Source organism: Vibrio sp. 1CM23M (assembly GCF_023161755.1).
Lineage (GTDB): Bacteria > Pseudomonadota > Gammaproteobacteria > Enterobacterales > Vibrionaceae > Vibrio > Vibrio coralliirubri.
The window spans coordinates 400325-415779 of sequence record NZ_JALNTR010000003.1; the positions used below are offsets into that span (position 1 = coordinate 400325).

A 15455-nucleotide genomic window follows, 5' to 3' on the forward strand; every position below is an offset into this window, starting at 1 on the left:
GAGCTTGGCTATCGAGTTTATAACTAATAGTTATGGGGCTTGTGAGTAGGATGTACGCAGCCAGATTGAATTAAGGGAAGACCTATGAACCATGCGCAACAAGCAATAAACCAACTGATTGAACAAACAGAGAAAAGTGTTATCGGTCAGAGCCACGTCGTTCGGGCTCTGGTGATAGGGTTATTGACTAATGGCCATGTGCTTTTAGAGGGACTTCCCGGTACAGCGAAAACTCGCTCAGTAAAATCGCTGGCGAATCTACTGAACACCAGTTTTGGTCGAATTCAATTTACGCCAGACCTGCTGCCATCTGATGTGACGGGCACGGAGGTGTATCAGGAGCTTGATGGAAAGCCTCAACTGCATTTCCAACCGGGTCCTATTTTCAATAGCATTGTATTAGCCGATGAAGTGAACCGTGCGCCCGCAAAGGTACAAGCGGCTCTGCTTGAAGCGATGGCGGAAGGGACGATTACGGTGGGTGGTCAAACTCATATTCTGCCAGATCTGTTCATGGTCCTCGCTACGCAAAACCCAGTTGAGCAAGAAGGAACGTATCCACTGCCTGAAGCACAAATGGACCGTTTCATTATGAAAGTGACGGTCGACTATCCAGAAGATGAAGCGGAACGTGACATCATTCGACTAGTCCGCAGTGAGGAACTCGGTAGCGAGACCAGTTCAGAATTAGTCACTCCGGAGCATATTGAACCTGAGTTGGTGCTTGAGGCTCGCCGCCAACTTCCAGACATTGCCGTTTCCGATTTAGTTGAGAACTACATTGTGGCCTTGGTGATGGCGACTCGTAAGCCAGAGCGTTACCCAGAATCAAACTTGTCTAAATGGATTGAGATTGGTTCAAGCCCGCGTGCTTCCATCGCGTTGGATAAATGTGCTCGCGCTTATGCATGGCTACAAGGACGTGACCACGTCACGTTAGACGATGTGCGTGCCATGTTGCCAACCGTGTTAGGTCACCGATTCTCGCTGTCTTACGACGCATTGGCCGATGGTGTTGACCATCAAAGAGTGGTTGAAGAACTGCTCGATAATGTTGAGATTGGATAACTAGGGGGCGTCATGGCGAAGCCAACACAAGCTCCCAGATCGCAAGGCCTTGATCCACGACTGTATTGTGATTACTCAAGGTTAGTGCGAATTCAGGCTCAAGCTGAGTCGTTTTCTCTACTGCCTCACCTAAAGGCGGGCAGCGTTCTGTCGGGTAGACACAACTCATTGTTCCGAGGTCGAGGCTTGAATTTCGAGGAGCTACGTCACTACCAACTTGGTGATGACATTCGTAACCTCGATTGGAAAGTCACGATGCGAACAGGCAAACCTCATGTTCGTAGTTATACCGAAGAGAAAGACCGTAATGTGATGATCTGTGTTGATCAGCGCAGTTCGATGTTTTTTGCTTCTCAAAACACCATGAAATCCGTTGTGGCTGCCGAAGTGGCGGCATTGTGTGGATGGCGAGTGCTGAAAGATGGTGACCGAGTTGGCTTCGTTTTAGCCTCATACCAAAAGCTCTTTCATACTAAAGCGCAGCGTTCTCAATCGGATTTATTGGCTCAACTAAAACACCTCACCAAAGCCAATCAAAGCTTAGGTGTCAGTGTGAGCGACAGCGAAGGTGTTGGGTTTAGCCAGTGGATTGAACTGATCAAGCGCATGAGATTGAAGCAATCGACCTTAATCTTTATTAGTGATTGGCGAGATTGCCAAGAGCAACACCTTGACCGACTCAAGCAACTGCAACAACACAACGATATCTTAGCCATTATGGTCACCGATCCATTAGAACAATCATTGCCTCAAGATCTGGCAAGCGCAAACTGGGTGGTGGGTGATGGTCGCTTTCAACTTAATCTGGATAGCCAATCTAAGGTTAACCTTGCAAGTGAAAGCCTTGCCCAAAAAGCGGCACTCCAGAAGCAGTCGCTTGCTAAATTGATGGCGATGAAAAACCTTCCTTATATCGAATTAGACACGTCAGGCAATCACATATCTCAGCTTCAAAAGCTGGTGGGAGGGCGCTAGATGGCTGTAGAACATACCCCCCCAAGTACTTATATTCTTCGCGATCTGCACGATGTCGCCATTCCCGAGAGTGTGAGCTGGATGCCGCAAACCATTGGTTGGAAGATCCTCGGCGTTATTCTGTTATTGGTCGCTATCTATCTGGCTTATCGTTTGGCGCAGAGATGGTGGAATAACCGTTATCGTAAAGAAGCGCTTCAAGAGCTCATGGTTTTGGATGCACGAGACAAGAACTCAACCGAGCGAACTTTCAAGGTGCTGAAAGTGGTGCTTCGTTACCTAGACAGCAGCAATGCCAAGCTGTTTGGCCAAGCCTATGTAAACCGTTTGAACGCTTACCTGCCTGTTAGCGCTAACACGAGTGAAAACAGCAATGCGTTCTTTGCTGATGAAGTCTCGGAATTATGGATGCAGAGCTTAATTGACCCTAATGTCCGTTTGAGCTTTGAACAGCGTTTAGAGGTGATTCAAACTGCGATGATGTGGCTAAAACTTCATAAACCAGATCTACAAGCGAAACCGAATGTACAGGTAACGGCTGAGGGGCAAGATAATGTTTGATGTTTTATCTGCCAGCTTTGAATTTGCGCACCCGCTATGGTTTATCGCGCTGCCTCTGCCGTTGTTGGTCTACTTTGCCGTGCCAGCTTATCGAACTAAGCAAATGGCGATTAAGGTGCCATTTTTTCGAGAATTGGTTGAAGCGATTGGGGAAGCACCGTCAGAAGGTGCAAGCCAGTTAACGCCAAGCTGGTGGCAACGAACCACGCTCATTATTACTTGGGTATTGGTCGTGTGTGCGTTAGCGAAACCAACCATTCTTGGTGAGCCACAAATTCGCGAACAATTAGGTCGTGATGTGATGGTGGTGGTCGATTTATCCGGCTCAATGGCAGAGCAAGATTTCACCTCTCAGCAAGGCGATAAAATCTCTCGTTTAGATGCGACCAAAGAGGTGTTAGCCGATTTCGCGAAAACCAGAAAAGGGGACCGACTCGGTTTGATCTTGTTTGGTGATGCAGCGTTCGTACAAACGCCATTTACCGCAGACCAAGAGGTATGGCTTGAACTGCTTAATCAAACCGATGTCGCGATGGCAGGACAAAGTACGCACCTAGGTGATGCAATTGGCTTGGCGATCAAGGTGTTTGAACAGAGTGAAAAGCAAAGTGCTGCCGTTCAAGATTCAAACGTCGATACCAACGAAAAAGAGAAAGTCGTGATCGTATTAACTGACGGTAATGATACGGGAAGCTTTGTTGAGCCTATCGATGCCGCAAAAGTCGCTAAGGCTAAGGGCGTTCGAATTCACGTTATTGCAATGGGCGACCCACAAACCGTTGGTGAAGTGGCTTTGGATATGGAAACCATCAAACGTGTGGCTCAAGAGTCAGGTGGCGAAGCCTTTGAAGCGCTTAACCGCGACGAACTGACCAAAGCCTACGCTCAGATTGGTGAGCTAGAACCTCAGTTATATGAAAGTACCACTTATCGCCCTAAACAGGGGTTGCACCACTACTTGATGGCGATTGTTGTAGTGATGTATTTGACCGCATTCAGCTTAGCAACGATACGCCGAAGATCGCTGCTCGCTTCTTCGGCTAAGAATTTGAAAGGAGAGAGTGATGCCTGATTCTCTCACGATACAACAGTTCTTTACCCAGTTTCATTTTATCCGACCATTGTGGTTGTTGGCCTTTATTCCAATGTTTTTCCTGTTGTGGGTTCGTTGGAGAGAAGAGACCAAACCAACGTGGAAAGACATTCTACCGGCACATTTACGTGATGCATTGACGATTGGCGAAACAGGCTGGCGCAAGCAGCTGCCGTTGAAGCTATTGGTGGTGATTGTGACTATCGCCATCATTATCTGTTCTGGCCCAACATGGCAACGTGAAGCATCGCCATTTGGTGAAGATAAAGCGTCGATGTTGGTTGTGCTCGATAATAGTGAATCTATGCTCGCTAAGGATTTGCCTCCAAGTCGCTTGGAACGATCTAAGCAGAAAATTAGAGACTTATTGGCAGCTCGAAAAGGCGGTAATACGGGCTTAGTGGTTTACGCAGGCAGCGCACACGTCGCGATGCCCGTCACGCAGGACAGCAAGGTGTTTGAACCGTTTCTTGCGGCTATTACACCCGACATCATGCCGGTTTCAGGTAAATCAGCAGAAGAAGCTCTGCCACTCATAAATCAGCAACTGTCTGGTGAGTTAGGTTCGTCAGTGCTTTTAGTCTCAGATGGTGTGAATCCAAGTACGACGCGAGCTTTTGAAACCTTCTTTAACGAAAACCCATATCAGTTGCTGATTTTGGCTGCCGGAAATAGCGATGTGGTGAGCGATAACCCTGTTGACCTAGATTCATTACGCAATTTAGCGAATAAGACAGGTGGTCGAGTGATTGAGGTGACCGTTGACGATTCGGATATTCAACAACTGAACAGAGCGGTTGAAAGAAACATGCAACTTAACGGTGAATCTTCTATGCCATGGAAAGACATGGGCTATGGCCTACTTATTCCAATGGCGATCATCATGTTGTTGTGGTTCAGAAAAGGATGGTTGGTACAGTGGTGCGTAGTTGGCCTAGTGATTTCAGGCAGTATTTATTCACCAAGCACTTTGGCGAAAACCGTCAACTTAACTGCTGAGAAACCCGTTGTGGTGGAGTCGCTTACGGCTTGGGATAAGACCGCTCAATGGTGGTGGGACTTATGGCTAACGCCTGACCAGCAAGGTCAACGTTTGTTGAATCAGAAAGAATACCTTCAAGCTGCCAAACATTTTACTGACCCAATGCGAAAGGGCGCGGCTTATTACTATGCTCGTGATTTTAAGCTCGCTCACAGTGCATTTTTGCAAACCAAAACTGACCTTGGTTTATACAATGCAGCGAGTGCGTTAGCCAGGCAGCGTGAATACCTTGCGGCGCGAGACCTTTTGAAGTCACTAAGCGAGAAAGAGGATCTTTCACCAGAACTAAGAACGGATGTGGAAAACAATCTTGCTGTGCTTAGTGGGATTGTCGAAGAGGTAAATCGAACCAGTGAAAGCCAGTCTGGAACCACAGATGGCCCTGAAGAATCTTTAGAACTCGAAGACGATCAGCCGCGAACGGGTGATGGCGCCGAAGAAGAAACGGTAGCGGAATTGATGCTCAAGGAAACGCTGAATGCCAATGAAATCTTGGGCAGTCAAGAGCTTGCCGACAAGTGGTTAAAACGCGTCGAAGCGGACCCTAAGTTCTTCTTGAAGTCGAAATTTCAAATTCAATTAAGAGACCCTGCACCTTCGATAGAACAGACACCGAAACAGGAACAGGCATCAAAACAGGAGCAAGCACAATGAGTCGATACGATTTAGCGCTTGAAGCGATTCAATCAAAGGGCGCGCGATTCACAGCCCGTACATGGTTGTTGTCGATGACTCTTATGTTGAGTTGGTTTTTTCCTGCTGTTGCTTCTGCTGCCGATATCTTCGATCTGCAAAAAAGTGGTGACGTTGAGCTTATCGCTTGGGTGGGCGAGAAACCCAAGTCAGGCGACAAGATAACGCCGACCAAAGTCAGCGTAAATGAGCAGGTCATTCTGAACATTGAGGTGGCGACACCGCGCTGGTTAACAGGCGGCACTCGAATTGGCAGTATCGAAATCCCTAACGTGATTGCTAAGCAGCGTAACCAACTCGCGACGAACTACACAGAAAGAGTCGGTGGTACTACATGGTCACGTCAGCGTTGGGAAGTGACGCTTTATCCGATGACTTCCGGTGAGTTTGTTATTCCAACCGTGCCGGTTCGTATCCAAGTTTCTGCTCCTGATGGTTCAAACGTGGGCGGTACGCTTTACACGCAGCCGATTAAGTTTGAAGCTTCGTTGCCTTCAGGTTTACTCGATAATGAAGCGCCTTGGTTTTCCGCGACAGAAGTAGATGTAGAGCAACAATGGCAACGCTCGAGTGACGAGTTAAAAGTTGGCGGTGCCATTACTCGAACTATCACGATTAAGGCAAAAGACAGCCTTTCTGTGTTGCTGCCAGATGTGCTAACCAATGAGTCCACTCAGCAGTTCCAAGCTTACCCACAGCCCAACCGTTTGGATGATACTCAAGAACGTGGTGATTATCGCTCAAGCCGAGTTGAAGAGACGGTATATGTGATTCAACAAGGTGGTGAGTTTACGCTCCCAGAGTTTTCATTTCAGTGGTGGGACAGCAAAAATCAACGCCTTGAAAGCGTGGTGATTAAAGGGGATGTGTTTGAAGCCAAACACACAGTCCAATCTTTCATCAAAGCCTACATGTCGTTGTTTATTACGGTTGGTTTGGCTCTGCTAGTCTGCATTGCGTTGATTGTTTCCGTTAAGCGTTACTACGCAAATCGCCCAACACCGAGTTGGCTAGTATTACGTCGTTTACTCAAGCAAGGTAATTGGGCTGCACTAAGAACCTTTATCTATCGTCAATTGCGAAGCGAAACCTCTCAGTTAGAGCTGAATAAAGCGCAACTAAGTAAAGAGCAACTGGGTAAAGCGAACGAACAAAAGCGTTGGCTAGAGGATAGCGAAGCCCTTCAACAAGGAAGTGAAGATAAAAACGTATTCACTCGTTTATGGAAAGGGTTACGTAACTTGCCCAACGATAAATCAAGCCAGAGTAAACCTCGTTCAATTGCCGCTCGCTTGAAAATCCCTAAAGCCTTGCCAGACTTAAAAGATAGAACTAAGTAGCAAACTTTAGTCATTCGCATCGAACATAATCGGCAGGTTCTCTACTATGGGGAACCTGCTTCTTTAATATGGAACTGTATGAAAAGTACCGAGCTAAATCTAATTCCTATATTTGTTGCTATCTATGAAGAGCAGAACTTATCTAGGGCTGCTAATCGCATGGATATAAGCCAACCAGCAGTGAGTAAAGCACTTGCAAGGTTGAGAGATATCTATGATGAGCCACTGTTTCACCGCACCACATCAGGTGTAGAGCCAACCACATTCGCTATTGATATCTATCCTGCAATGGCCGCGGCACTTAAAAATTTTACTTCTACCTTATCCGCATCAAGAGACTTCGATCCTAAAACTTCAGGCCGCGTGTTTTCCATTGCCTGCGTTTCGGCCGCGAGCTACGAAATGATGCCAAAAGTCATGCAGTTAATCAGCCAAGTCGCGCCAGGTATCGCGTTAGAGGTTCATCCTCTGTTTACCGAAGACTATGAGTCTGATTTAAGGCTGCAAAGACACGACGTGATTATTGATATGACGCCTAAAGGAAGAACCATGCTTAAGCACGAGGTGATTTCTACAGAAGAGTTGGTCGTGGTGTGTAGTAGTGATCATCCAACGGTTGGCGATACGATCGATATGGAACAGTTCTTAGCACTCGAGCATGTGGTGGTCTCTAGGTGGCATGCGCGCAAAAGCTTATTAAGCTCTGAGCACTACAGTGACCTTGAAAAACGTAGAATCGTGTATCGCGCAGCGGGCGTTGTTGAGATGCTTCCTGTGATCGAAGGCTCTGAGTACATCGGTGTAATGCCTATTTCATCGGTGCGTTGTTTTGCTGAAAAGTACTCGGTTAAAACACTGCCATTACCCTTCGAGTTGGAAGACCTCGATATGTGTATGATTTGGCATCCAAGCCGGACTAATGAACCAAGCCATAAGTGGTTACGAGCTAAGATCAAAGCGGCAGCAAAAGAGTTATCAAGTTAGCCTATACAAGGACATAGCCATGGAAAGCATTCGCGCGATTTTAAACGGAAAGAAAGCTAATATCCCGGAACTAAGGCAAGCCATCTTTGCGGCGAGGGACAATGATATCGACCTGCAAGTTAGAGTGACTTGGGAATCGTCGGATATGTTCCGTTTGGTAAGCGAGGCAATATGCGACGGTGTTAAGCGTCTGATTGTGGCGGGTGGCGATGGAACGGTGAATGAAGCCGTTAACGCGCTAAACCAGTTCCGTGCCAGTGAAAGACCACAACTGGCGATTATCCCGATGGGCACGGCGAATGATTTTGCTACCGCAACGGGAATACCTAATGATATTTCGAGCGCCTTTGAGTTAGCGCTGGAAGGCAAGGCGTTTGCTGTTGATAGCGTGCGTGCAAATGACCGCTACTTTATGAATGTCGCTGCGGCGGGTTTTGGTGCTGAAGTCACAGCTGAAACGCCAGTCGAGCTTAAAGATTTTCTCGGTGGCGGTGCGTATACGTTAACCGGTGTGGTGAAAGCTCTCGGCTTTAAGCCTTACAGTGGCTCGTTGACCATAGACAAAGGCAGCTTTACCGGCAAGATCCTTGTTGGTGCTTTTTGTAATGGTCGCTTAGCGGGTGGAGGACAAGAGTTAGCGCCAAATGCATTGATTGATGATGGTTTGATGGATCTTACTTTGGTCAAAACCTTCGTTGCTTCTGATTTGCCAAAAGTCATCGAAGAGCTCAAGCATCCAGCCGACGACGGCAAGTACATAGTCCATACTCAAGCCCGCTGGTTAGAGATCGATTTCCCTCAGTCACTGCCCATTAACCTTGATGGTGAACCTTATCGTTCCAATCAAATACGTTTTGAAGTCATGCCATCCAGCATTTGTTTGGTGCTGCCAGAAAACAGTCCTTGTTTGGTGAAAAACCGGTAAACCACTTCGGTTGGGTAAACGGAGTGATCGACCGATAGGGTCATTCACTCCGCTAAGATTCGTTATGCCTCTTTTTGCGTTTGCTCTGAATTAAGCAAGAAGTAAGGCAACCAGTCATCAATCGGCAGAGGACGCGCAAAGAAATAGCCTTGAGCGTATTTACAACCGATCTGGCGCAGTGTCTTCACATGGCTCTGGGTTTCAAGGCCTTCTGCAATCACTGAAAAGTCGAGTATTTGCGCGAGTTTAAGCACCGCACAAGTAATCTCGTAATCAACCTTTGATGAATTAATATCTTCAATAAAGCTTCGATCTAACTTTACGCAATCAGCCGAAAGATTCTTCAATACCGACAGTGAAGAGTAACCCGTGCCAAAATCATCGATAGCAATCTTATAACCTTTAGAATGAAGCACCTCAATGGTTCTCGAACAGGTTTCAAAATCACGCATCATGTCTCTTTCGGTAATCTCAAGCAGCAATTGGTGAGGTTGGCAATCCGTTTCATCCAGTATCACTTGTAGCTGCTCGGCGAGGTCTGTCATATAGAACATTCTCGCTGAGAAATTGATTGAGAAAATCACACCTTGTAGGTCTATTCCCGTTCGTTGCCATTCAGTGATCAAGTTCGCTACTTTCTTGAACACCCACTTATCGATGTCGATAATGAGGTCACTTTTCTCCGCCACTTCAAGGAAATCAATCGGTGGCAGTAAGCCCAATTTAGGGTGTCGCCAGCGAATAAGTGCTTCGGCGCCAATGATCCCTTGTGAATCTAAGTCGACCTTAGGTTGGAAGAACACTTCAAGTTCGTCGTTAGCAATCGCTTGATGAAGCCCAATGTTGGTTTCGATTAAGTCGTTTACTTCATGAGTCATTTTATCCGCGTAGACTCTGTATTGATCTCTACCATTACGTTTGGCGTGATACATGGCGGTATCCGCGTTACGAATTAAGGTTTCACGATCCAAACCATGAGTAGGGTATTCACAAACACCAATACTCGCGGAGACGAAGATAGAATTATCATCGATGTAATACGGCTTTCTTAATGCTTGATTCAAGCGATCGGCGATCGGTTCACCTTCTTCTAAGCTAATGTTGGAATACACAACCAAGAACTCGTCGCCACCCATTCGAGCAACAAAGCCTTTATCGCCGACTAGGCTACTCAAGATGTCAGAGACATTGACTAATAAGTTGTCTCCGGGCTCATGTCCTAAGGAGTCGTTAATGGTCTTAAATTCATCAATATCAAGATAAAACAATAAGAAAGAGGCGTTGCTCTCACTGGATGTTCTAATCTCTTCATCCAATTGTTTGGTGGCCAACAGTCGGTTAGCCAAATTCGTCAGTGGATCATGGTGTGCGAGGAAGTCGAAGTTCTTCTTCTCTTCTGTGAGGTCGAGGTAGGCCTCGGACAGCCTTAAAGCCATGTCGTTATAGGCTTTTTCTAAGTGAGACCATTCGTCACTTCTGCCCAAGTTGATTGGGTTTTTGAGGCTACCGGATTCTAAACGGTCGAAGCCATGTCTAAGTGCATTGAGTGGCTTTCGAATGTGATGTCTAACAACGTGGCTAACCAGCAACATCGATAGCACGACGGCTGAAATGCTGATAACAATCGCATTGAGCCTTGATAGACCAATCTCTTGTTCAAGCTGGTCTGTCAGTTCTAAGGCTTGGTTTTGTACGCGTGATTCGGTTTGTTCTACCATCTCCAACAAGTCACTTTGGGCTACTAACAGTGATGCCATCACCAACCAACGCTGTTCCAGATTCGCTCGAATGCGTTTTAAAGCGGCGTTGTATCGTTTCACTGTACGATGAATTCTTTTCTTCTCAGCAATCACCGCTGACGTTGCGATATCGACGTTTTCTAAATGGAGCAAAAATATATCGAGTTCTTTCTCGACCTCAATAAGCAGGACTTTCTCCGTTTCTGGCGTGATACGGCTGTGAATGTCACCGACCATTTTACCCGAGGTGAGGAACGACTCTCGTAGCATGTTGATGAGATCTAATTCATTGTTATAACGGATGAAATTAGGTTGGTCTAAGTGCCTTAGCTTGCTGTCGGCGATAGCAAATTCGAGTTGATCAAGTTGCTCGGCTAATGCTGCGTCGATTTGATTAGTCTGCTTAAGAATTCGATTCAGTGCTAGCGAACTGCCCAGAAAGCGGTGGAAGTTATCGATAAAGGCATCGATCTTTTGCGAGAAACCTTCGTTTGTCGAAAGATCTCTCAGTCGTTGCAGTTGGAAATCAACATTGAACGCTTCTTCAGACAGCGTGGTTTCACTGAACAAAAAAGTCTGTTCCAGCAGCTTAACTCGAGAGGTGAGCGTAAACACTCGTCGGCTGATTTCAGAGTTAACAATCAAATCTGATACGTGTGTAGAGGTTTCTGTTTTGAGCGTCGACTCGACGTAATAGAGTGAGCGGATCACCATGATGACCGCAAGGCTCACAATCAAAAGCGAAACTAGGTTCGAAATAATGAGCCGTTGGGTGATGTTTATCTGAGGTAGTTTCATTGTGGCTTCCAAATTTTCAGGTACGCTTCACGGTAGCCATTTTTAGGGTCGTAGATGCCTTTGTCTGACTGGCTTATGAGTTCTTCAACATTATCGGGCGTGACGAGATGCACAGGGGCTGAGTAGCCACTTGGAGGCATTTGGTTAAATGCTCGGTTGAGCTCGTCGACAATTTGCCAGCCTTGTAGGTATAAGGGTTCAGGTACCGTCGCCAGTTGGAATTGACCGCTATTGATTCGTTTGTACGCGGCTTTGCTGCCGTCACCCGCTGAAATGTTTTGTGGTATTAACCGATACTCTTCGAGATTAGACTCCAAAGAAGGGATCGCGTAATCAATGTAGAGGTCGTTGATGGCTAAGATGTGAGTGATTTTCTCGTCATATTTATCATCAAGGCTCTTCAATGTTGCAGGCATCTGCTCGGCAATTTTATCGAGCGGTAAGTAGTTCAGTTCAAGTACATCGCAGGTACCGCAACGCTTGATGGTGTTGACCATCGCGTTGGCTTTGATCATCGCAATTTCATAGTTCGGGTCGGTAAACACTACGGTTTTTGCTCGCCCGTTTGAGTTTACAATCGCGAGTAGCGCGGCCACTTCCGCCACATCGAGAGGGTCGGTGGTGATGTTGGTGTATAAGCCGATTTCTGGGTTGCCACCGACCAGCTCAGTCGCGTGCCAGCCAATAACAACGATTCCGAGATCTTCCGCTTGTTTCAAAATGGTTTTGTGTCGTACAGCATCAATGCCGCCAAGAACAATGGCATCGGGTTCAAAGCCAATCGCTTTTCGGATAGCTGCACCTTGGCGTACTTCTGAGCCTAAGCCATCAATGAACCTCAGATGCCAATTGATGTTTGAAATGGCCTCGGAGATACCTTTACCCACCCCGTAAACGCCACCGTTACGTAAATCAGACGCGACAAAAATAACGTTTTTTTCATGACGCACTGCAGGGCCTTGCATTGGGCCATCCCAAGTTCTCTGGTTGGAAACCGCTCGCATCACTTTTTCTTCAGCATATTGGAAGAAATCGTCTTCATGATTACCCGCAAAACTCTGAGAGTAGCAAGTAGTAGCGAGCAATAAACTCGCAAAATTTAATCTCTTATTCATACGGCTTATAAAACGCTTATAACTTATAATCGCCCTATATTTATAATATTGTTAATAAACATTCAAACATTTGGTAACAGTTATGCCGGGTCAACTTTATAAAAATATTTTACCAACCCTACTGACAGCGTGTTTTTGCCTCCCTTTGTACGTCAATGCTGACGGGGTAAGGCCGGAGGCTGATGTAAAGAAACTTGAAAAATTTCAAGAGACTGTAAGTGGCGAGCCAATTTCATTAGCTCCGATGTCGGTAGAAAAACCGGTAAGAATTGCGCTGATTTATCCAAGTGCAGATATTTCTGACTTTTGGACAAGAAATTACACCGCATTGAAGCAAAGGCTCATCGCTTTGGAGCTGCCTTTTGAGATCAGTGAGTTTACCTCAAGGCAAATTGAGCACTCATTACAAACCCAATACACCGAGCAAGTCCTGAATTCTGATACGCCTTATGACTTCGTCATTTTTGGTCCTTCTGAATTGGGTATCCAAGCCAGTAATATCCAAAAACTGTCCGCTTCCAAAGATTTCAAAACCTTTATTTGGGCGTTTCACACACCTAATGAGCAATGGAAACATCAACCAGACAGCTGGTTTGATTTCTCAAGCGCGATGGGGGCTGAGGTGCTTTGTGACCATGTGGTGAAAGAGCTGGGAAATGAAGTCGAGTTTTCAGCTAATCGAGGAATCCCGGGAATAACAGATACTCAACGTTCACAGGGTTTCATTGATTGTGTAGAGGAAAAAGGTGATTGGTTAACTGTGTATGAGCACTTCGGGCAATACCAGAAGATAGGTGGAGCCGATGGGATTCGTTTAGTGCTTGGTAACTTCCCTGAGGTGACCATGGTTCACAATGCCAATACTGCGATGACCATGGGAGCGGTGGATGCGTTAAACAAGGCTGACATGTTGTCTGAGATCTATGTAACGGGTTGGGGCGGTACTGCGAAAGAGATAGAAAAGATTCGTTCCGATGAACTAGACGCGACGCCTATGCGAATGAGTGATGACCTTGGTGTGGCAACGGCCGAAGCGATTAAGTTTCACTTGGAAGAGCGAGAGGCAGAAGTCCCGTTGGTTTACTTAGGCCGTATCACCGTTGTGCACAATAAGATGAATGACGACCAATTAAATCAGCTAACCAGAGAAGCGTTTCGTTACTCGGGCAAGAATTAGGTTCGATCCATCTAGCCTTTATCAATCAAAAAGAGCCGCTTATCTGTTTCGACCTAGTGAGTCAGAAATAGATAAACGGCTCTTTTATTGAGTGGGTTCCGGATTCGACATCTAGCTCACGAAACCGTAGAGATTGAGTCTACTCAGTGATTTCTTGTAACACCTCTCCAATAGACCCGCTTGGTTGGGTGATACCCAGTTTGTTCGAAAGCGTTGGCGCAATATCATATGGTGTCACTGCTCGCGATACCTTCTTAGCTTCAACGTCGTAACCTGCAAAGATCACAGGCACATGAGTGTCGTATTTCCACGGAGAACCATGTGTAGAGGCAATTTGGAGGCCTTCCATGTCGTTAATGTAGCTGCGCGGTGCAAATACCACGTACACGTCACCAGAACGAGCAGGGTGGTAGTTATTTTTAATTAGCTGCATCACATGCGTATCCGGTACTCGGTTGGTTGCGATATCACTGCTTGATACAGCAAACGCAACGCCTTTCACTTTTGCAATCTCATCAGCAATGGCTTCTTGTACTTTAGCTAGATCAAGCTTCTTCTCCGCGATCAGATCATGATTCAGATAGACATAAGGTTGTGCGTACAAGCGAATCGCGTCTTTGGTTAGACCAAATTCATCCTTCAATCGTTTCTCAACACCACTCGAGAGTAGTGTGTCTTTATTGAAGTATTGAGCTTGATTGAAGCCAAGCGCATTTGCCGCAGGTGAAGATTCAGGAACGCCGTGGTCGGCAGACAGCACAATCAAAGTGTTTTCTAGACCGACTTGGTTATCCACGGTTTTGAAAAGCTTAGCGAGAGTCTTATCTAGTCGGATAAGGTTGTCTTCTGTTTCTAGGCTTTCAGGGCCGTAAAGGTGCACCACGTAGTCGTTTGATGAGAAACTTACGGACAGATAATCAGTCACGTCGCCTTGACCAAGCTTCTCTTGCATCAGCAAGGTACTAGCGAAGTTTTCCGTAATTTCGTCACCAGCAGGGCTGACGGTTAGCGTTGTGCTGTAGTATTTGTAACTTGCCGGACCGTATGGGTGAGGGAAGGTACGTTGGAAATCACCGAGTTTCACTTTGTGTTCGGTATCGTGTTCTTGCAACGTGTACTTATCACGCGGTAATGAGAGCTCCCATTTCTGTTTGGAATACTGAGCAGCAATCGCTTTCTCGTTCCAGCGCGATACCCAATCTGGATACTCGTCGTAGTAATAGTTACTGGTGACAAACTCAGATTGTGCTTTGGAGAACCAGAAGGCTTTACCACTGTGTCCCGCCAATGAGATCGCACCGCGGTCTTTCACAGACACACCGAACACTTTTGATTTGCCACTATTGGAAATAGTCAGCTCATCACCAAACGTGGTGGAGAGTATTGGCTCCGGGGAGCGACCATCGCCTTGTGCTGTCTTCTGCGTTGGGTCGATCTCTGTTGCTTTATCGACACCCGCACCAGAGGTCAGCATTTGGTAGTTACCGTCTTCTACGTTATACACCAAACGTTCTTCGCTACGGTCATACCAAACATTACCTACCATGCCGTGTACGCTCGGTGGAGCACCTGTTGCAAGCGACACATGGCCCACGATCGTTTCCGTGTTGCCATGTTGGTAGTTTGCGTTGGTGTAGTAGGTACCATCATCCATTAAGTACCGGAAACCGCCTTCACCGAAGTTGTGCTTATATCGCTCGATTAGGTCTGCGCGTAGGCCATCTACCGTGATTTGAAGGACTAGATTTGGCTTTTCCGCAGCTGAAACTGGAAGAGCGCAGAGTAACGCGAGGGTTAGTCCTGAAAGCTTGGTGTATTGCATAGAGTTTCCTTATTCACTGTTGCCGCTGAGTTCTAATGTTTGGTCAGGTTTCTAACGTTTGGCCAGATTTCTAACGTGTGTGAAGTGCGAATCGTATTTTTAGTATTGTTGGTGACGATTAGT

General features: G+C 46.5%; 12 protein-coding genes. 9 read left to right on the forward strand and 3 right to left on the reverse strand.

Annotated features, from left to right (window positions below; translation table 11 throughout):
* Positions 1-84 precede the first annotated feature (84 nt).
* The 8 genes from MSG35_RS12765 (at position 85) to yegS (ending at position 8681) form a co-directional block, all read left to right on the forward strand.
* Positions 85-1068, forward strand: a complete 984-nt coding sequence (locus tag MSG35_RS12765; protein WP_050643891.1) for a MoxR family ATPase — start codon at positions 85-87, stop codon at positions 1066-1068.
* Positions 1069-1080: 12 nt separating this feature from the next.
* Positions 1081-2043, forward strand: coding sequence for a DUF58 domain-containing protein (locus MSG35_RS12770; RefSeq protein WP_050643890.1), 963 nt, complete (start codon positions 1081-1083; stop codon positions 2041-2043).
* A complete protein-coding gene (locus MSG35_RS12775) occupies positions 2044-2604 on the forward strand; it encodes a DUF4381 domain-containing protein (RefSeq protein ID WP_248384113.1) in 561 nt (186 codons plus the stop codon). It abuts the gene before it with no gap.
* Complete coding sequence (locus MSG35_RS12780; RefSeq protein WP_248384114.1) at positions 2597-3676, forward strand: VWA domain-containing protein; 1080 nt, start codon at positions 2597-2599, stop codon at positions 3674-3676. Before MSG35_RS12775 ends, MSG35_RS12780 begins: the two co-directional genes overlap by 8 nt.
* Positions 3669-5393 (forward strand): VWA domain-containing protein, encoded by a 1725-nt coding sequence (locus MSG35_RS12785; RefSeq protein WP_248384116.1) that lies wholly within the window; start codon positions 3669-3671, stop codon positions 5391-5393. Before MSG35_RS12780 ends, MSG35_RS12785 begins: the two co-directional genes overlap by 8 nt.
* Positions 5390-6772: a BatD family protein gene (locus MSG35_RS12790; RefSeq protein ID WP_248384118.1), complete on the forward strand. Its 1383-nt coding sequence runs from the start codon at positions 5390-5392 to the stop codon at positions 6770-6772. The genes MSG35_RS12785 and MSG35_RS12790 overlap by 4 nt, the downstream gene beginning before the upstream one ends.
* Positions 6773-6850: 78 nt before the next feature.
* Entirely contained in the window at positions 6851-7756 is a 906-nt protein-coding gene (locus tag MSG35_RS12795) for a LysR family transcriptional regulator (protein ID WP_248384119.1), read from the forward strand.
* Between the two features lie 19 nt (positions 7757-7775).
* Entirely contained in the window at positions 7776-8681 is a 906-nt protein-coding gene (yegS, locus tag MSG35_RS12800) for a lipid kinase YegS (protein WP_248384120.1), read from the forward strand.
* A 62-nt stretch (positions 8682-8743) separates the two neighbouring features.
* On the opposite strand, the gene MSG35_RS12805 is transcribed toward yegS, so the two are convergent.
* Complete coding sequence (locus MSG35_RS12805) at positions 8744-11218, reverse strand: EAL domain-containing protein (RefSeq protein WP_248384121.1); 2475 nt, start codon at positions 11216-11218, stop codon at positions 8744-8746.
* Positions 11215-12333, reverse strand: coding sequence for a substrate-binding domain-containing protein (locus MSG35_RS12810; protein WP_248384122.1), 1119 nt, complete (start codon positions 12331-12333; stop codon positions 11215-11217). The genes MSG35_RS12805 and MSG35_RS12810 overlap by 4 nt, the downstream gene beginning before the upstream one ends.
* 82 nt (positions 12334-12415) lie before the next feature.
* Here MSG35_RS12810 and MSG35_RS12815 point away from each other — a divergent pair, with 82 nt between their 5' ends.
* Positions 12416-13510 carry a substrate-binding domain-containing protein gene (locus tag MSG35_RS12815; RefSeq protein ID WP_248384123.1) on the forward strand — a complete coding sequence of 365 codons (1095 nt, stop codon included), beginning with the start codon at positions 12416-12418 and terminating at the stop codon, positions 13508-13510.
* A gap of 139 nt (positions 13511-13649) precedes the next feature.
* Here MSG35_RS12815 and MSG35_RS12820 read toward each other — a convergent pair whose 3' ends face one another.
* A complete protein-coding gene (locus tag MSG35_RS12820; RefSeq protein WP_248384124.1) occupies positions 13650-15332 on the reverse strand; it encodes an alkaline phosphatase family protein in 1683 nt (560 codons plus the stop codon).
* Between the last annotated feature and the right edge of the window lie 123 nt (positions 15333-15455).